Source organism: Mesorhizobium humile, assembly GCF_033977215.1.
In the GTDB taxonomy this organism is placed as follows: domain Bacteria; phylum Pseudomonadota; class Alphaproteobacteria; order Rhizobiales; family Rhizobiaceae; genus Mesorhizobium; species Mesorhizobium humile.
The window spans coordinates 1-17,805 of the sequence record NZ_JAVIIV010000004.1; the positions used below are offsets into that span (position 1 = coordinate 1).

Consider the following 17,805-nt stretch of genomic DNA (forward strand, 5'->3'; position numbering starts at 1 on the left):
AGTTAATCACAGCCCAGTTTGGCACATTCGATGCCGCAAGGGGCCGTCCACCCATCATTCTAGGGCGGAGCAAGGAGCGAAGCGACGCGCGCAGACCCTAGAATCCATGCCGTGACATAAAGGCGATGCCACGGTGCAGACCTATCTTTTTCAGGCATCCTACGGAGTCCCATTCTCGATCGCCGCATCTCGCGCGAACGTCCCGGCATGGATTCTAGGGTCTACGCGACGCTTCGCGTCGCTCCGCCCTAGAATGATGAACGAGAGGGCTGCGACCTCCTTCAGACAAATCTACCCATCCGCCTAGCTTGCCCTCTCACTATCCATCGTCTATCGCCGATGGACGATGATCGAATCCCCCGTAACCCGCTGCAGCGACAGCCACGCTATGGCGCTCCGCATGGCGGCGCTGTCGCATCCGGCGCGCATCGAAATCCTGAAGCGCCTCTCGGCCAGCCGCTGCTGCTCGTGCCGTGAGGTGGTCGACCATCTCGACCTCGCCCAGTCGACTGTCTCGCAGCATCTGAAGATACTGGTAGAGGCGGGGCTGGTCCGCTTCGAGGCCGACCGGCAGCGTTCGCGCTACGCGGTCGACCGTGCCGCGCTTGCGGGTGTCTCGGCCTCGCTCATCCAACTCGTCAACTTCTGCTGCCCGGCTCCGAATCCAGGAGAAAGAGCATGATGCCGTTCGAAAAGTCGCTCTGCGCTTTCGGCATCATGCTCCGGCGCTGACACTCTCACCCAAAAGGCAAGACTAGTGGCCGAAAAGACCGTATCCGCCGAAGCCGGCACCCTCACGACCCTGCGCAACCTGTGGCCCTATATGTGGCCGGCCGACCGCGCCGATCTCAGAGCCCGCGTCACCTGGGCGACGCTGCTTCTGGTCGTCGCCAAGCTCACCTTGGTCGCCGGTCCGTATTTCTTCAAATGGGCGACCGACGCGCTGGCCCATGCCTCGAAGACGCCGCCGCCGCTGCCGTCCTTCCTGCTGGCGCCGGTGGCGCTGGTCATCGCCTATAACGTGCTGCGCCTGATCCAGCTCGGCTTCAACCAGTTGCGCGACGCGCTGTTCGCCCGGGTCGGCCAGTATGCGGTGCGCCAACTCGCCTTCCGCACCTTCGTCCACATGCATCAGCTGTCGCTGCGCTTCCATCTCGAGCGTCGCACCGGCGGCCTGTCGCGCATCATCGAGCGCGGCACCAAGGGCATTGAGACGATCGTGCGCTTCATCATGCTGAACACGGCGCCGACCATCCTCGAATTCGCGCTGACGGCCGGCATATTCGCCTTCACCTATGGCTGGAAATACGTCGCCGTGGTCGCCGTCACCGTCAGCCTCTATGTCTGGTTCACCGTCAAGGCGAGCGACTGGCGTATCTCGATCCGCCGCGACATGAACGACAGCGACACCGACGCCAACACCAAGGCGATCGACTCTCTGCTCAACTTCGAGACCGTCAAATATTTCACCAATGAGCGCATGGAAGCCGAGCGCTTCGACCGCTCGATGGCGCGCTACGAGACCGCCGCGACGAAAACCTGGACCTCGCTCGGCTGGCTGAATTTTGGCCAAGGCGTCATCTTCGGTCTGGGCACCGTCATCGTCATGTGCATGTCGGCGCTGGAGGTGCAGGCCGGCAGGCAGACGGTCGGCGATTTCGTCTTCATCAATGCCATGCTGATCCAGCTTTCGGTGCCGCTCAACTTCATCGGCTTCATCTACCGCGAAATCCGGCAAGGGTTGACCGACATCGAGCACATGTTCGACCTGCTCGACGTGCCGCAGGAAATCGTCGACAAGCCGGATGCGAAGCCGCTGAAGGTCGGCCCCGGCAAGGTCGAGTTCCGTGACGTGCACTTCTCCTACGATCCGAACCGCAAGATTCTGAAAGGTGTTTCCTTCGAGGTGCCGGCCGGCAAGACGGTGGCGATCGTCGGCCCGTCCGGCGCCGGCAAGTCGACCATTTCCAGGCTTTTGTTCCGTTTCTACGACGTGCAGGGCGGCCAGGTGCTGATCGACGGCCAGGACATTCGCGACGTCACGCAGGAGAGCCTGCGCGCCATGCTCGGCATGGTGCCGCAGGACACCGTGCTCTTCAACGACACCATCGCCTACAACATCCGCTACGGTCGCGTGGGCGCCAGCGAGGAGGAGGTGCGCAAGGCGGCCGAGCTCGCCCAGATCGGCCCGTTCATCGACAAGCTGCCCGAAGGCTACCGCTCGATGGTCGGCGAACGCGGGCTGAAACTGTCGGGCGGCGAGAAGCAGCGCGTGGCCATCGCCCGCACCATCCTCAAGGCGCCGCCGATCCTGATGCTGGACGAGGCGACCTCGGCGCTGGACAGCCACACCGAGCAGGAGATCCAGGCCGCGCTCGACCTCGTCAGCAAGGGCCGCACCACCATAGTGATCGCCCACCGCCTGTCGACGGTGATCTCGGCCGACGAGATCATCGTGCTGAAGGACGGCCAGATCGCCGAGCGCGGCACCCACGCGGCGCTGCTCGCCAAGCACGGCCTCTACGCCTCGATGTGGGACCGCCAGCGCGAAGCGACCGAAGCCGAAGAGCGCCTGCGTATCGCGCGCGAGAGCGATGAGTTGGGGGTGGTTGTGAGGAGAAGGACGGCAGAGGTGAGCTAGCGCCGACTTCCCCTTCTCCCCTTGTGGGAGAAGGTGGCCTCGCGAAGCGAGGTCGGATGAGGGGTGTTCCAGCTTTGCGATACGTTCGAAATCGCCACCGCCTCGTTCCTTCCAACACCCCTCATCCGTCTCGGCGCTCCGCGCCGATCCACCTTCTCCCACAAGGGGAGAAGGAGAAGTCGGCGCAAAATCCCCCTTGACCTCAACTTACCTTGAGCTTGCAAACCGTCTCCGAGCCACCTGCCAGGCAACTTTCCCAAACGGAGACAGATCGAAATGACCACCAAAAACCACCGAACCGGCAGCGTGTTCCGGGTCGACAAATTCGTCGTGCCGGCGGAAGCGCGCGACGAAATCCTCAGCAAGGCCAGGATGACGCATGAACTGCTGCGCCAGCAGGAAGGGTTCGTGCAGGATTTCCTGCTCGAACAATTCTCCGGCCCGGGCGAGTTCAACATCGTCACCGTGGTCGAATGGGAAAGCCAGGCGGCGGTCGACAAGGTGGTGCCGATCGTCAAGGCGGCGCATGAGCGCATCGCGTTCAGCGCGCAGGAAGCCATCGCGCGCCTTGGCGTCAAGGCCGACATCGCCAACTACCAGCGCGTGCCGGAGGTTTAAGAAGGCCATCCGGCCCCCGGCGCGGACACAGCGATGCTCAGCACCTGGCCGGTGCGGGCGTCGCTCACCATGTTTTCGAAACCCCGCCATTCGGCGGCAAGGAGGAACAGCGTCCTGCCGTCGGTTCCACCCAGCATGCAGGCAAAGCAGCCGCGATCGACCTCGACACCGTCGATTTTGTCGCCGCCTTCGCGCACCCTGACACAATGCCGGTTCGGCACGTCGGCATACCAGACACAGCCTTCGGCATCGATACAGATGCCGTCGGGATAGTCGTTGCCGAGATCGGCCCAGACACGCCGCTTGGAAAGGCCCCCGTCTTCGCCGATGTCGAAGGCAGTCAGCCGCCTGGCGTGGGATTCGGCGACGATCAGTGTCCGGTTGTCCGGCGTCACCGCCATGCCGTTGGCGAAGGCGATGTCCTCGGCGACCTGCCGAACCGTGCCGTCCGGCATGATCAGCACGATCGTGCCCGGTCCGAAATGCTCGCCCGGCGCCGGCGCCGGCCCACCGCCATTGACGTAGATGTTGCCGCGCCCATCCACGACGATTTCGTTCCAGGGGCTTTTCGACAGTCCCCGCAGATCGGCATGGGTGACGAGCGCTCCGTCCGCTTCCTGCCGGAGCAGAAGGCCTTCCCGGCCGGAAACGACAAGCAATCGTCCATCCGGCAGCCAGTCGATCGAATAGGGCAGGACTGCCGGTACGGTCAGCATGACCTCGCTCTTGCCGCCTTCGTCCACGGCAAGAATCTCGCCGGTGCCCCAGTTGCAGAGCCAGAGCCGCCCGTCATGCCAGCGCGGTGACTCGCCGAAGGCAAGGCCCTCAGTGACGATATTGGCTTTCCTGGCCGATTTCGATGACGACATTTGGCTGGCTCCGTTGGCGGGTTCTCCAGCCTAGGACGGATCAGCTTATGCCGCGCCGACATAGTCCTTCAGTGATTTAAGCCCGCCTATCGATCGGGCCGCAGCGCCAGCAAACCTGGCTATTCTGGTGCCTTTCAAATCCAACGTCTGATGATATCGTCGCGCCATAGAGAATCTCGCCATCGTTTTCGTCTCAGGAAAGCATTTTCGATGTTTAGCTTTTTCTCACGCAAATCCAACAGGGGCTCCGAGAGGAAATCGCTGGCTTCCGCAGATAGGGCAAGTAGCGTTCTGGTATCCTCGATCATGGTGCCTCGTTCGAAGATCGAACAGGCCGACGAAAGGTCATTTCATCTCGTCTTCGCTGTTATGCAATTCGTAGTGACGATGGTTTCCAAAGGGCTCTATCGCTATCCGGAGATCAACCCTAAGGCGATGCAGGTCTTTCATGCGGACCAGTACTCCTTGGAGGTGAAGAACGGCGGCCATAGTCAATTCATCCATAATGCAGGCAGCGAAATCGACACCATGATTGCCAACGCCAGAGCCGGACTCAGCGCGTGCGGGGCAAAAGGGCAGCTGGCGACGTTGGAAAAGATGTCAGCTTGGGTTGCCAAGCATCCCGACGAAGCGGCGAAACAAACGGGCTTCGAGGGCGGCCGCGACGATTTCTTGGATACACTTGACGATGCTTTCTACGAGGCCGATGACACCATGCCGATGGAGGATTTGCTCGCGCGTTGGATCGCTTCTTGGCCCGATCTGCAAATTGTCGATGATGACAACTACGATGACGCGATCGATCGACTAGTGCTGTCCAACCCCCAGCGCGAGGGCAGGCTTCTTCACGAGTCGGTTGGCAAACTGGCGCGTCAGATGTTGAGCCAGCGCGAAGTCGGCGCCGGCCTCGCCTGTGCAACGATATCGCCATTGGAGATCAAACTGGGGTTCGGCATGGCGAGGATGCTGGACGTCGAAGGCGAAAAGCAGATGATCTTCCAACTGCGCACCAGCGCTAACGAGCTTCGGCTATGCGCCGCGACAAAGACACGCGTCGCAGTTTACGAGTATATCGCCCCTGAAGACCCTCCTGTCATGCGCCCGGGTGAGAACCCGTTGGGAGCTAACGCACCGAGTGTCGGGACACTGCTTGGACGCGCGGAACAGTCGGAGATTGAGACAGTGATCCAACTGTCTGAACAAAATCACGCTCCCGTGGCTGTCGACCTTCTGCTACGCAAGGCCGGCTTTGATCCACTAGGTGCCATCGTTTCAGCTAACTCGGTGGCGCAAACGGCGGAGGGGCCAGTTGTGAATTGGGTGGTGCTGGCGTGTGACCGGACCTTCCTCTCGCTGTCTTCGCCGAATGGCAGTGTACTCTTGTGTGGCGAGGATTACGAAAAGCTCGCCGAGGCCACGATGCCTGAACTCGGCGCGCACTTTGATCGCTCAGCTGCCGCCCGGTAATTACCTGCCCGCGTTCGCGGTATCCGTGCCCCGCCTATCCCCCATTGTTGCGTTGCGGGGAGGGGGGCTTTCCGCTATTGAGGCGCAACCTGAAACAGGGACCGCCCCAAGCCTCATGACGCTTCTCGACTCGGTCAAGAATAGTTTCGTTCCGATCCATCGCGAAGGTTATCCCTTCATCGCCGCCTTCGCCGCGGCAACGCTGTTTCTCGGCTATTTCTCGTCGATCCTGTTCTGGATCGGGCTGATCCTCACTGCTTGGTGCGTCTATTTCTACCGCGATCCCGAGCGCGTCACGCCGGTCGACGACCGGCTGGTGGTGAGCCCGGCCGACGGCGTGATCTCGGCGGTCGGACCGGCCGTGCCGCCGAGCGAGCTTGGCCTGGGCTCGGGCGAGATGACCCGCATCTCGGTGTTCATGAACGTGTTTTCCTGCCACATCAACCGTGCTCCGGTGCGCGGCAGGATCACCCGCATCGAGCATAAGCCCGGCAAATTCCTCAATGCCGAGCTCGACAAGGCAAGCGCGGAGAACGAGCGCAACGGGCTGGTCATCGACAGTCCCAACGGCACGATTGCTGCCGTCCAGATCGCCGGGTTCGTTGCGCGCCGCATCGTCTGCTGGGCCGAGGCCGAGGGCTCGATCGCGATCGGCGAGCGTTTCGGCCTGATCCGCTTCGGCTCGCGCGTCGACGTCTTCCTGCCGTCAGGCGCCGTGCCGCGCGTCGCGGTCGGCCAGACGGCGGTGGGCGGTGAGACCGTGCTTGCCGAGTTTGGCGGCACGGCGGTCACGCCACTGGTCAGGATTTCCTGAGCGTTGGGCGCGCCGTTCAAAAAATTCGAGGCCCATGCCAGCGGCGGTCCGCGCATCCGCGAGATCCCGATGCGCATGGTGCTGCCCAATCTGGTCACGGTGCTTGCCATCTGCGCCGGCCTTTCGGGCATCCGCTTCGCCTTCGAGAACCGCTTCGAGATCGCCGTGGTCATGGTGCTGCTCGCCGCCTTCCTCGACGGCATCGACGGGCGGCTGGCGCGCATGCTGAAGGCCACCTCGAAATTCGGCGCGCAGATGGATTCGCTGGCCGATATCGTCAATTTCGGTGTGGCTCCGGCTTTGGTGCTCTACGCCTTCCTGCTCGATCGCGCCGGCTCGCCGGGCTGGATCGCAGCACTTCTCTTCACCATCGCCTGCGGCATGCGGCTTGCCCGCTTCAACGTGCTGGCCGACGACACCGACCAACCCGCATGGCAGACCGAATATTTCGTCGGCGTGCCGGCCCCGGCGGGTGCCGTCCTGGTCATGCTGCCGCTCTATCTCTATTTCCTGCGGCTGGGGCTGGAGCCTACCCGGCCGGCCGCCTTCGTCGCCACCGGCTTCACGGTGCTCATCGCATTTCTTCTGGTCAGCCGCCTGCCGGTCTATTCGGGCAAGAGCGTCAAGGTGCCGGGCGACAGGGTGCTGCCGGTGATCCTCGGCGTGGTGCTCTACATCCTCTTGCTGATGACCTATCCTTGGTACACGCTGACCGCTTCGGTCGGCGGCTATCTGCTGTTCCTGCCGTTCAGCGTGCGCGCTTATTCGAAGCGGGCGCGGCTGGAGGGGGAAAAGGTGCCGCCCTCGGATATCGGGTAGCGCCGGCGCTCTATCTAAGCTGCCACGCCCAGCCCCAGCCGGTCGATCGCCAGCTTGCGGGCCGAGATGTAATCGGTCTTGCCCGAGCCCAGCACCGGGATTTCTTCCACCTTGATGATGTCGTTGGGCACCATCAGCTCGGCCGCGCCGGCTTTCTTGCCGAACTGGCGCAGTTCCTCGGCACTGGCGTCGTCGGCGGTGGTGACCAGCACGATGCGCTCGCCACGCCTCTTGTCGGGCACGGCAACCGCCGCGTGGCGCTCTTCCGGCCATAGCGACTGCACCAGCATCTCGACGGCGCCCAGCGACACCATCTCGCCGGCGATCTTGGCGAAGCGTTTGGCCCGCCCGCGTATGGTGATGAAGCCTTCGCGGTCGATCGAAACGATGTCGCCGGTGTCGTGCCAGCCTTCCAGCGGCTGCAATTCGCCGGGACGGTCGGCGGTCATGTAGCCCATCATCATGTTCGGCCCGTCGAGCCACAGCCGGCCGCCCTCGGCGATGCCTTCGACCGGCTCCAGCTTCATGCGGATGGCCGGCAGCGGCCGCCCGACCGTGCCGTCGCGGCCATGGATGGCGGTGTTCACGGCCACTACCGGAGCCGCCTCGGTCAGCCCGAAACCTTCGACGATCGAGGCCTGGAAACGGTCACGGTAGGTGCGCCGTGTTTCCGGCTTCACCGCTTCCGCTCCGGCCACGACGAAGCGCAGGCTGGAAAAGTCGCCGTCCTTGGCGGTGCGCGCGTAATTGGCGAGGAAGGTGTCGGTGCCGAACATCACGGTCGGCTTCACCTTGCGGGCGATCTCCGGGATGATCTTGTAGTGCAGCGGCGAGGGATAGAGGAACAGCTTTATCCCCAGCACCAGCGGCAGGATGGTGCCGCCGGTCAACCCGAAGGAGTGGAACACCGGCAGCACGTTGAGCAGGATATCGGCCGGCGAGACTGAGACGCGCGCCTCGGCCTGCATGACATTGGCAAGCAGGTTGCGGTTCGACAGCACCACTGCCTTCGGCGTGCCTTCCGAGCCGGAGGTGAACAGGATCACCGCCGGTTTGCCCGCCTGCTGCCGCTGCAACGGCAAGCGCCATAGAAGTGCGGCCGCGATCTTGTCCAGCGTGGTCACGCTGGCGCGCACATCCTCCAGCCACAGCATCTTGGCGCCGCCTGCCTCGACCGCGGCGACGATGTCGTCGATGGCGGCCTTTTCGATGAAGGCGCGGGACGAGATCACGGTGCGGATGACGGCGGTGCGGATCGCCGCGGTTACGCTCGCCGGGCCGGCGGTGTAGTTGATCATCGCCGCGACGCGGCCCGCGGAGATCAGGCCGACGAAGGATAGCACCACGCCATTGGCGTTGGGCAACAGCACGCCGACCGCTTCGCCCGGCGCCGTCACCGCCTCGAAATGGCGGCCGAGCACGCGCGCGCCGATGAACAGCTTGCGGTAGCTGAGCGAGCCGGAAATCACATCCTCGATGATCGGATGCGAAGGGCCGACGCGATCGGCGGCGTCGCGCATGGCAAGGAAGAGGCCACGGTCGAGATTGGTGCCGTAGAGCCGCGCCTCGGCGAAACGGTCGAACAGCGCGTTGGTGTTGGAGGCCATGTCGGGATTGCGCGCCACCAATTCGGCGATGGTCATTGGCTCCAGCACGCTCATCGAAAGCCGCGGGAACCAGTGGCGCGGCGCTTTCTCGTTCGGCGTCAGCGACACCGGCAGGTCGCGTGTGCCGGCAACGAAGATCGGCACGATGCTCGCGTCGGCCTGCATGGCGATGCGGGTTATGGCGCGAAACAGCCGGAAGGATTTGACGTCCGGCTCGACATTGTCGGGCAGGTATACGGCAAGCCGCCCCTTGCCCTTCAGCACGCGCACCAGCCGCCGGCTGACGTAGACATGCTCGGCGTTGAAGGCGATCGTGCGCCCAAGCTCGCGCCACGGTTCCAGCCAGGGCGAGCGCGCCGAGGCCTCGTCCAGGATATGCAGCGTGTCGTCGGGAAGCAGCGACAGCATCAGCGCCGGTTCGATGCGCGACTGGTGCGAGACCACGTAGATCACCGGCGTCTTGGCGCTGCGGGCAATGCGGATACGGTTGTCGGCGATGCGGTAGGCGAGCTTGAACGGCACATAGAGCAGCGCCTGGGTGAAGCGCAGGTCGAGCCGGAACCTCTCGATCACCGCGATCAGCAGCCAGGCAAGAACAAGGCCCGCCAGCAGCGCCAGGGTCAGGATCATGCCGCTCTCTCCCAGTCTCCTCCAGGGCGCGGCTCTTGAACGGCCGCTTCGGGGCAGAGGGTAGCGGAAGCGTGGGCAAGGTCAATGTGGGGTGATGCAGCGCCTCGATCTCCACTTGAAAAGCTATGACATATGTCGTAAATAAAGTGACACGTGACGTGAGACGTAAAAATGGCCAGTTTTCCGACGGGGTTTGCCGAAGCACTGCATATGGAACCGGAGTTCGAACGGCTGGTCGACCTGTTCGGTGGGCCGAAGGTTCTTGGATCCTCGGTATCCAACCCGCTCGAGGCCCATGAAATGATCCTGCATGGAATTCCAAGCCAGGCTCTGGAAAGCCTTGTCAGGCAACTGACCGTCATCGAAGCAGACGCCTTCGAGGCGGCGTTCGGCATGAGCGAGCGGACATTTCAGCGGCACAAATCGGATCACTCCAGGACGCTCAATCGGGAGCAGGGCTCAAGGACCTGGAATTTCGCCAGGGTTCTCACCAAGGCCACGTCCATTCTCGGCACTCAGGAAGCGGCCGAAAAGTGGATGATTGAGCCCGCCATGGGCTTGGACAACCGGCGACCGATCGATCTCTTGGCCACGGCGGCGGGCACTGTCCTTGTCCAGGAATTCCTCGAGCGGCTCGACTATGGTGTCTACGCGTGACGCCTTTGCCGGGTTCTCTTGGGACGGGAGAAGTCCTCGGCTGGAGGCTTGATCACAAACGCTTCCAGGCAAGCTGGGATAGCGGCGAGGGAGCCTTCAAGCTTGGGGGAAGGTGGAACAGCAAAGGTGTCAGGGCCGTCTATGCATCCATTGACCCCTCGACCGCCATTCTGGAGGTGGCTGTACACAAAGGATTTCGCACGCTCGATACAGTCCGCCACGTGCTGACGGCATTCGAGATCGCCGATCCTTCGAAAATTCATGTTGTGGAAATCGGCGATATTCCAAACGCGAACTGGCTTCGGCCAGGCATTCCAAGCCCGGGGCAGCAACAGTTTGGCGACGGTCTGCTGGCAGAGCACCCCTTGTTTCTGATTCCAAGCGCCGTGTCCCAGCATAGCTGGAACCTGGTGTTCGATCCCGGCCGGGCGAGCGGCCTCTACAAGCCGCACCTGCAGGAGGATTTCGCGCTGGATACCAGGCTCCATCCTCCAGCTAGATAGCGTACCGTCCGGGCGGAGGAGCAAAACACTCTCACGCCGCCTTCAGCCTTCCGCTGATGAACCGAAACTCCTGGCTCTTGCCGCCATAGCCGTAGGCCGCCGCCGGCACCTCATGCACGAAGGCATAACTCTCCTCATGCACGCCGCCGAGCAGCCGGCCGAAAGTCTCGAATATCGCCTTCAGATAGGCTTCGAGCTCGAGCTTGGTGTTGGTGCCGTCGACGACCTTGATGTCGAGCCAGAACGTGCTGGTGCCGTGCTCGGCGAGCGACTTGCCGCCGGCGAACCAGTGCTGCGGATCGATGTAGTTGACGGCGACAGCTGTGATGGTCGGATCCTTGCGCAGCAGCGTCGCCGTGATTTCGGTCGCTTCCCTGGCGATCGCGGCGGACAGCTTGGCGTCGGGCTTGCCGGTGACGCTGATATTGATGATAGGCATTTTCTCTCCTTCGGGTTGGCGAACCATGTCACCGTCGTAGCATCAATAAAATCGAATTGTTTTTGATAATTGCTTCGATATTATCGAAGTATGGAGACGCTCGATCCGGATCTTTTGAAAACCTTCCTTGCCTTCGTCGATAGCGGCTCGCTCGCCAAGGCCGCGTCCACTGTCGGCCGCACGCCGTCGGCGGTAACCGCACAGATGCAGCGGCTGGAAGAGATCGTCGGCGAGCCGCTGCTCACCCCGCAGGGCAGGGGACGCGGGCTGAGCCCGGCCGGCGAGGACCTTGTCGGCCACGCCCGGCGCATCCTCGCCGTCCACACCGAGGCGTGGCTGGCGCTGAAAGGTGCGCGCGCCGGCGGCCGCATCGCCATCGGCACGACGCAGGATTTCGCCGATCAAGGCCTGCCGGACCTGTTGCGCGCCTTCGCTACCAGCCATCCACGTGTGCGGATCGAGCTGCGCGTCGGCCGCTCCCTGGAGCTCGGATCGGCGCTGCAGGCAGGCCAGTTGGACCTCGCGATCACCATGCGCCATGCCGCATCGCCAGATGAGGTGGCGCTGATCAGCGAACCGATGCTGTGGCTCTGCTCGGAAAAAGGACTGGCGGCGCAGCCCGAAGCGGTGCCGCTGGCGCTGCTCGATCCCTATTGCGGCTTCCGCGAGGCCGCGCTCAATGCGCTCGACTCGGCTGGCCGCCGCTACCGCATCGCCGCCGGCAGCGCCAGCCTTGCCGGCCTGCGCAGCGCGGTCAATGCCGGCATCGCGCTGACGCCGCGCACCCGGCGTTTCGCCCATTCGGGTATTGTGGTGGCATCTGCCGATTTCGACCTGCCGCCGCTGCCGATGGCCGATTTCGCCATTCGGCTAGGCCGCGAGGTCCCCCGCCCGGCGCGGGATCTGGCGGAGCTTCTGGGCAGCGGCCTGGCCTTGTCGTCCTGAACGGAATCGCGGCGCCATTTCCCGGGAACTGCCCAAAACGATGAAGCCCCAAAGAAAAAGCCGACCTTTTTGCGGGTCGGCTTCTAGTCGGACGGGTCGAGGGGTTTGGGGGGACTTGGGGGGTGACCCGTCAAGCTAACAATGCCTGAGTCGGATGATGGTTCCGTGACCGCGAAAATATTTTACGAACGCGCCGATTTCGCCTTCATCCAGTCGCGTCCGGCATGCGCGAAAACCGCGCAAAGCACGATGGCGCCGCCGATGATGCTGGCCATCGGCGGGACTTCGCCGAGGAACAGCAGGGCAAACACGATGGCGAACGGCACCTCGGCGGAACCCAGCAGCCCGGCTTCCGCCGACGGGATCAGCCGGGAGCCTTCCGTCCACAGGATCGAGGCAAGCGCGAAGGAGCAGCCGAAGGTGGCAAGCAGCGCCACGTCGCGGGCGGACACGGCCAGCGGATCGGTGACGAACCAGCCGAGCACGAAAAGCAGGAAGGCCGAGACAGCGCCGGCCCAGACGACCGGCGAATCGCGAAAAGCGCGCACCATGATCATGTAGAGCGCGCTGCCGGCGGTCATCAAAAGCGCCAGCCCATCGCCGAACAGGTGCCCGTTGCCGAGGCCGGCGCCCACCATGATGGCGACGCCGCAAAGCGATACGGCGGCCGCAACCATCGTCTGCAGCCGGAATTTTTCCCGCACCAGAAGGAAGGCGAGCAACGCTGCGATGAAAGGCGAGGTCGCATAGATGACGGCGACATTGGCGACATAAGTGAATTTGAAGGCCGAGATGAAGGCGATGCTGGCGGCAGCGCCCTCGACCGCAAGCAGCCAGCCGCGCCAGCCGAGTTTCAGGCTTTCGCGTCCGCCCGAGCGACGCCGGCGCCACAGAACGTAGAGGCTGATCAGGATCGAGCCGAAGAAACCGCGCCAGCAGGTGATGGTCAGCGGATCGGCATGGATCGACTTGGTCAGCACGCCGGTGAGCGCGAAGGCGATCGCCGAGGCCGACACCAGGATGATGCCGAGCGTGCGTTCGGCAGCGGTATCGGCGGCCGCGGTTGCGAGCTTTTCCGGCATGTCGAGCGCATCGGTCATGACGCCAACCTATTGGGTTGCTGCTGACAGCCTTCTGTCATCAGGCCTGCTCCCGTTTGCGGAAACGCTCGTTGCCGACGATGAGCAGGCCGGCACCGATGATCAGCGCCGCGCCCATGAACACTTCCGTTCGCGGCAGGTCGCCCCAGATGGCGTAGCCCAGCGCGAAGGCCCAGACCAGCGAGGTGTATTCGAACGGCGCGATGATCGACACTGGCGCGCGCTTCATGCCTTCGAACAGCACATACTGCGCAACCCCGCCAAGGGCTCCGACGCTGACAAGCAGAACAAGCTGCCGCCAGTCGGGCATGCGCCACCAGAGCAGCGCCGGCACGGCCGAAAAGAGCAGGAAATAGAAATTGTTGAGCACCAGCTGGATCGTCGTGCGCTCCTGCAGCGCCGTCTTGCGCAGGAGCACGACGGCGATCCCCCAAAGCACGGCCGCCGCCAACACCAGGAGCACCGGCACGGAGAGGCCGAGCCGCGTCGGATCGCAGGCGATGAAGACGCCGGCGAAGCCGATGAACACCGCGATCCAGCGCAACAGCGGCACCGCCTCGCCCAGGATCAGCACCGACAGCACGGTGACGATGATCGGCGCGGCGTAATAGATGGTGGTGAGCTCGGCGAGCTGCAGCGAACGCGCCGCATTGTAGTAGCAAAGCCAGGCGGCCAGCGTGAAGGCGCTGCGCACCAGCATCGGCTTGACGATCGGCGAATCGATCGTGTCGGCGAACAGCCGCTTGCCGCCGACTGCGCCGCAGGCAACGAGCACGGTGATCGAGCGGACGAACATGATCTGCCAGACCGTCATGCCGGCGACCAGAAGCTTGATCGAGGCATCCTGCGCCGAAAACAGGAAATAAGCGGCGGCCGTGAACAGGATGCCGGCCAGCACCCTTTCGCGGCTTTCGAGGACGACGACATCGGCCATGCGGGTTTCAGCGTGTTTGCGTGAGGCGGTTCCGCCCCAGTCGGAGCCGCGCCCGCAGCTATACGGGCGAAAACAGGCGCTGCGCTGCTCCAGCGCGGCGCTTGCGTTGGCGCAGGTCCTTTGCCGCGGGCCGGTCGGGAGCTACTGCGTCGCCTGATAAAGCTCCGATGCCGCGTCCTTCAGCGCGCGCCTTCCGTCCGGCCGCAGATACATCATATGGCCGCCCTCGACGACGTCGAGCCGGATCGGCTTGGCGTCGGCCAGCGAGGGGACCTGGTTCACCAGATAGCGCGAGGCGAGATAGGGCGTGACGAGGTCGGTGTAGCCGTTGACGATGACGACGCTCAGCGCAGGGTTGAGTGAGCGGGCGCGCTGCAGGTCGTTCATCACGCCGGCATAACCTTGGCCCGACATGCCGTAATCCCAGTTGCGGCTGATCTCGCCATTGAGCAGCCTGTAGCTGACCTCAGTGCGGTAGTTGAGCTCGTCGCGGGCATAGGCGACGAAGGCGGAGGTCAGCACCGGAACGCTGCGGTCGAGAACCGGGTCGGGGGTCTCATCGCGCGCGCTTTGCGGCACGATGTCGGCGGTGCCGATGGTGGCGTCATAGGGGCTGAGCACTCTGCCCGTGGCGCGGTGGAATTCCTTGGCGAAAAGCCCGGTGGGGATGCGGGCGAAATTGCGCTGGACGAGCTCGAGCGGCAGGCCGGTGATTTCTGAAACGCGTCCGCTGGCGAGCTTGCCGCCTTGCTCCAGCCCGCTGTTCAGCGCGGCCAGATAATCGCCGAGCGCGTAACGCTCGACCTCGGCCAGCCTGTCGCGCAACGCATCACCACTGACGCCGTCGCCCTTGAGCCGCGTCGCCGCCAGCGACGGCAGCTCCAGCGCCCAGTGCAACTGGTCGAACTGGTCGGGGCGCACGAGCATGAATTCCAGCGCCGGCGAGATCAGCACGACGCCGCTGGGGCTCAGGCCCACATCCTCCTGCAGCGTGCGGGCAAGCAGCGCGGCGCGAAAGCCGCCATAACTCTCGCCGGCGAGGAACAGCGGCGATCCGGTGCGGCCGTTTTGCGCCAGATAGAGGCGGATGAAGGCGCCGACCGAGCTGGCGTCGGCGTCGACGCTCCAGAATTCCTTGGGCTCATGCCCCGGCGCTTCGCGGCTGTAGCCGGTGCCGACGGGATCGACGAAGACGAGATCGCTCATGTCGAGCCAGCTGTCGGGATTGTCGATCAGCTTTTGCGGCGGGCGCAGGAACTCGCCGTCGGCGGCGGTCGCGACGATGCGCGGCCCGATCGCGCCGAGATGCAGATAGGCCGACGCCGCGCCCGGCCCGCCGTTGAAGACGAAGGTGATCGGCCGGTCCTTCGCCGGCGCCGGCGATTGCTGCGTATAGGCGACATAGAAGATCTCGGCCGTGACCTCGCCCTTGCCGGACAAGAGCGACAGCGTGCCGGCCTTGGCCTGGTAATCCAGCTTGAGCCCGCCAAGCGTGATCGAATGCTCGGTCACCTGCGGCGCCGGCAGGAGCGACAGCACGCCGCCTTGGGGGGCGGGGCGCTCGGGTGTCTCGGCGAACGCCGGCTGGGCGAAGGCGACGAGCGCCAGGAGGGCGAGGGGAGCGAGTTTCAAAGTGGGCCGCATGACATCTCCGCGGGAACGACTCCCGCCAAAGTATGGCCGGAGCGACCGAAGTCAAAGAGAATGACGGGTGGTCGGCGGTCCGGCGTCGCCAAATCGTATTCCGCGCCCCTTTCCGCCAGTGTCGGTTGGCGTTGACGGAGTTGTTCTCCGACCACTGTACCGCTTGGCTTTGCTGGCATTCGCCATGTTGAACTTGCGGCGGCATGCGCTAGGCTAGGCGCGAATGCTCTCGAATTTCTCCCTCGACCGGTTTGCACGCTGGAGCGGCGGTGTCGCCGCCGCGGCCGGCGCCGCGACGCCCGAGGAACTGTCGGCTTGCTTCACCGCGGCGGCTGGCGTGCTGCTCGATTCCGATCGCGTCTATGTCGGCTTCTATCGCCGCGACATCACGTCCGTGACGATCGACGATGCCGGGCCCGACCGCTGGAACCGCGACTATGATGCCCGGGTCTATCGGCTGGATCCCTTCTTCCAGCGCTTCGCCAGCACGCGGCAGGATTTCCTGCTGCCGCTATCTGCCCTCCGCGACGGCGATTTCCAGCTTTCGCCCTACTACCGCGAGTTCTACGGCCCCTCCGACAGCTTCGACGAGATAACCGGCGTGTTCAATCTCGACAGGCTGACGGCCGGCTATGTCACCTTTCTGCGGCGCAATGGGGAACCGCCCTTCGGCGAGCGGGATCTGGCGCTCGCCTGCGCCGCGGGCGGCGCGACCAGGCTCATCCTGGAAAAGTTGTTTCACCTGTGTCGCCTTCGCGACAAGGGCGGGGCAATCGAGGTCGCGCGATCGGGGCTGAGCCCACGCGAGCGCGAGATCGCGCGGCACCTGATCGAGGGCGGCAACGCCAAGACCATTGCGCGAAGCCTCTCCATCTCACCCGGCACGGCCCGCAACCACATCAAGCAGGTCTACCGCAAGCTCGGCGTGCACTCCCAGGTGGAGTTGCTGGCGGCAATTCGCGAAGCCGCGCGCGACTGATATTTCGCGCCGGCCCTACTGACCCGTCACCACGCGCGTCCACATGCGGTTTTGCGACCGCAGCAGCTTTGCGTCGCTGTTGTTGACCACGAACAGCTTGGCCTTCACGTCGTCGGGAGGAAAGACGCCCGGATCGCCGGCGATCGCCTTGTCCATCAGCGGCAGGGACTCCGGTATCGCGTTGGCGTAGGAGACATAGCTGGAGTTGGCCGCGGCGATGTCGGGCCGCAGGTTGAAGTTGATCCAGGCCATGGCGTTGTCGGGATGCGGCGCATCCTTCGGCACCGCCATCGTATCGTAGTTGATGAGCGTGCCTTCTTTCGGAATGGAATAGGCAATCTCCAGCTTCTTGGCGGATTCGGCGGCACGGGTCCTTGCCTGAAGGATATCGCCCGACCAGCCCAGCACGACGCAGATATCGCCGTTGGCCAGGTCGTTGATGTATTTCGACGAATGGAAATAGCGGATGTAGGGACGCACCTTGCCCATCAACTCCTCGACCTTGGCGAGGTCGTCGGGACTGGTCGATCTCGGGTCGATATGCAGATAGTTGAGCGCCATCGGGATGACTTCGGCCGGCGCGTCGATCATCGCCACCCCGCAATCCGAGAGCTTCTTGACCACGTCGACATCGAAGACCATGGCGAAGGAATTCGTCGGCGCGTCCGGCAGCCGCTGCTTGACCGCGGCGACGTTGTAGCCGATGCCGTCGGTGACGGCCATGTAGGGCACGGCATGCTTGTTTTGCGGGTCGGCGCCCCCGATCAGCGAAAGGGCTTGCGGATCGATCTTTGCGTGGTTTGCGAGTTTCGACCCGTCGAGCTCCAGGAAAGCCCCGGCCTTCACCTGGTTCTTCAGGAACGGATAGGCCGAAGGATAGACCACGTCATATCCCGAGCCGCCGGTGAGCAGCTTTGTCTCCAGCACCTCGTTGCCGTCATAGACATCGTAGCGGACCTTGATGCCCGTCTCCTTCTCGAATTTCTCGGCCGTGTCCGGCGCGATATAGTCCGACCAGTTGTAGACGTTGACGACTTTTTCCTCATCCGCCGCGGCCGTGCCGGCGATGCCGCAGGCAAGCCCGGCGACCAGGATTGACGGGATCAGGGCGCGCATGGTTGTCCTCCTTCTTGCTTCAG

General features: G+C 63.8%; 17 protein-coding genes. 10 read left to right on the forward strand and 7 right to left on the reverse strand.

Annotated elements, in window-relative coordinates:
• The first annotated feature begins 346 nt into the window (after nucleotides 1–346).
• From RFM52_RS07585 to RFM52_RS07595, 3 genes are all read left to right on the forward strand, one after another.
• Complete coding sequence (locus RFM52_RS07585) at nucleotides 347–682, forward strand: ArsR/SmtB family transcription factor (protein ID WP_320296386.1); 336 nt, start codon at nucleotides 347–349, stop codon at nucleotides 680–682.
• Between the two features lie 75 nt (nucleotides 683–757).
• Nucleotides 758–2,641: an ABCB family ABC transporter ATP-binding protein/permease gene (locus RFM52_RS07590; RefSeq protein ID WP_320296385.1), complete on the forward strand. Its 1,884-nt coding sequence runs from the start codon at nucleotides 758–760 to the stop codon at nucleotides 2,639–2,641.
• Between the two features lie 276 nt (nucleotides 2,642–2,917).
• Nucleotides 2,918–3,259, forward strand: a complete 342-nt coding sequence (locus tag RFM52_RS07595; RefSeq protein WP_320296384.1) for an antibiotic biosynthesis monooxygenase — start codon at nucleotides 2,918–2,920, stop codon at nucleotides 3,257–3,259.
• Here the strand turns inward: RFM52_RS07595 and RFM52_RS07600 are convergent.
• Nucleotides 3,256–4,128: an SMP-30/gluconolactonase/LRE family protein gene (locus tag RFM52_RS07600; protein WP_320296383.1), complete on the reverse strand. Its 873-nt coding sequence runs from the start codon at nucleotides 4,126–4,128 to the stop codon at nucleotides 3,256–3,258. The genes RFM52_RS07595 and RFM52_RS07600 overlap by 4 nt on opposite strands.
• A 210-nt stretch (nucleotides 4,129–4,338) precedes the next feature.
• On the opposite strand from RFM52_RS07600, the gene RFM52_RS07605 reads away from it, so the two are divergent.
• The 3 genes from RFM52_RS07605 to RFM52_RS07615 are packed head-to-tail and all read left to right on the forward strand — an operon-like array spanning nucleotide 4,339 to nucleotide 7,228.
• Nucleotides 4,339–5,595: a DMP19 family protein gene (locus RFM52_RS07605; RefSeq protein ID WP_320296382.1), complete on the forward strand. Its 1,257-nt coding sequence runs from the start codon at nucleotides 4,339–4,341 to the stop codon at nucleotides 5,593–5,595.
• On the forward strand, nucleotides 5,495–6,409 hold the full coding sequence (locus RFM52_RS07610) for a phosphatidylserine decarboxylase (RefSeq protein ID WP_320296381.1): 915 nt from the start codon (nucleotides 5,495–5,497) through the stop codon (nucleotides 6,407–6,409). The genes RFM52_RS07605 and RFM52_RS07610 overlap by 101 nt, the downstream gene beginning before the upstream one ends.
• Before the next feature lie 3 nt (nucleotides 6,410–6,412).
• On the forward strand, nucleotides 6,413–7,228 hold the full coding sequence (locus tag RFM52_RS07615; protein ID WP_430699261.1) for a CDP-alcohol phosphatidyltransferase family protein: 816 nt from the start codon (nucleotides 6,413–6,415) through the stop codon (nucleotides 7,226–7,228).
• Between the two features lie 14 nt (nucleotides 7,229–7,242).
• Here RFM52_RS07615 and RFM52_RS07620 read toward each other — a convergent pair whose 3' ends face one another.
• Nucleotides 7,243–9,465: an AMP-binding protein gene (locus tag RFM52_RS07620; protein ID WP_320296380.1), complete on the reverse strand. Its 2,223-nt coding sequence runs from the start codon at nucleotides 9,463–9,465 to the stop codon at nucleotides 7,243–7,245.
• Nucleotides 9,466–9,636: 171 nt separating this feature from the next.
• Between RFM52_RS07620 and parS the strand changes: the two genes are divergently transcribed.
• Nucleotides 9,637–10,122 carry a type II RES/Xre toxin-antitoxin system antitoxin gene (parS, locus tag RFM52_RS07625; protein ID WP_320296379.1) on the forward strand — a complete coding sequence of 162 codons (486 nt, stop codon included), beginning with the start codon at nucleotides 9,637–9,639 and terminating at the stop codon, nucleotides 10,120–10,122.
• Entirely contained in the window at nucleotides 10,119–10,625 is a 507-nt protein-coding gene (locus tag RFM52_RS07630) for an RES family NAD+ phosphorylase (RefSeq protein ID WP_320296378.1), read from the forward strand. Before parS ends, RFM52_RS07630 begins: the two co-directional genes overlap by 4 nt.
• Nucleotides 10,626–10,656: 31 nt before the next feature.
• Here RFM52_RS07630 and RFM52_RS07635 read toward each other — a convergent pair whose 3' ends face one another.
• Complete coding sequence (locus RFM52_RS07635; RefSeq protein WP_320296377.1) at nucleotides 10,657–11,064, reverse strand: tautomerase family protein; 408 nt, start codon at nucleotides 11,062–11,064, stop codon at nucleotides 10,657–10,659.
• A 90-nt stretch (nucleotides 11,065–11,154) separates the two neighbouring features.
• On the opposite strand from RFM52_RS07635, the gene RFM52_RS07640 reads away from it, so the two are divergent.
• Nucleotides 11,155–12,009: a LysR substrate-binding domain-containing protein gene (locus tag RFM52_RS07640; protein WP_320296376.1), complete on the forward strand. Its 855-nt coding sequence runs from the start codon at nucleotides 11,155–11,157 to the stop codon at nucleotides 12,007–12,009.
• A 182-nt stretch (nucleotides 12,010–12,191) separates the two neighbouring features.
• Here the strand turns inward: RFM52_RS07640 and RFM52_RS07645 are convergent, their stop codons facing one another.
• The 3 genes from RFM52_RS07645 to RFM52_RS07655 all read right to left on the reverse strand — a co-directional run bounded on the left by RFM52_RS07645 (nucleotide 12,192) and on the right by RFM52_RS07655 (nucleotide 15,687).
• Entirely contained in the window at nucleotides 12,192–13,109 is a 918-nt protein-coding gene (locus RFM52_RS07645) for a DMT family transporter (protein WP_320296375.1), read from the reverse strand.
• A 40-nt stretch (nucleotides 13,110–13,149) separates the two neighbouring features.
• A complete protein-coding gene (locus RFM52_RS07650) occupies nucleotides 13,150–14,043 on the reverse strand; it encodes a DMT family transporter (RefSeq protein WP_320296374.1) in 894 nt (297 codons plus the stop codon).
• A 141-nt stretch (nucleotides 14,044–14,184) separates the two neighbouring features.
• Nucleotides 14,185–15,687 (reverse strand): S10 family peptidase, encoded by a 1,503-nt coding sequence (locus tag RFM52_RS07655; protein WP_320296373.1) that lies wholly within the window; start codon nucleotides 15,685–15,687, stop codon nucleotides 14,185–14,187.
• Between the two features lie 223 nt (nucleotides 15,688–15,910).
• Between RFM52_RS07655 and RFM52_RS07660 the strand changes: the two genes are divergently transcribed.
• Complete coding sequence (locus tag RFM52_RS07660; protein WP_320296372.1) at nucleotides 15,911–16,666, forward strand: helix-turn-helix transcriptional regulator; 756 nt, start codon at nucleotides 15,911–15,913, stop codon at nucleotides 16,664–16,666.
• 15 nt (nucleotides 16,667–16,681) lie between these two features.
• On the opposite strand, the gene RFM52_RS07665 is transcribed toward RFM52_RS07660, so the two are convergent.
• The gene (locus RFM52_RS07665; RefSeq protein WP_320296371.1) at nucleotides 16,682–17,782 is read right to left on the reverse strand and encodes a polyamine ABC transporter substrate-binding protein; all 1,101 of its coding nucleotides are present in this window, start codon (nucleotides 17,780–17,782) and stop codon (nucleotides 16,682–16,684) included.
• Between the last annotated feature and the right edge of the window lie 23 nt (nucleotides 17,783–17,805).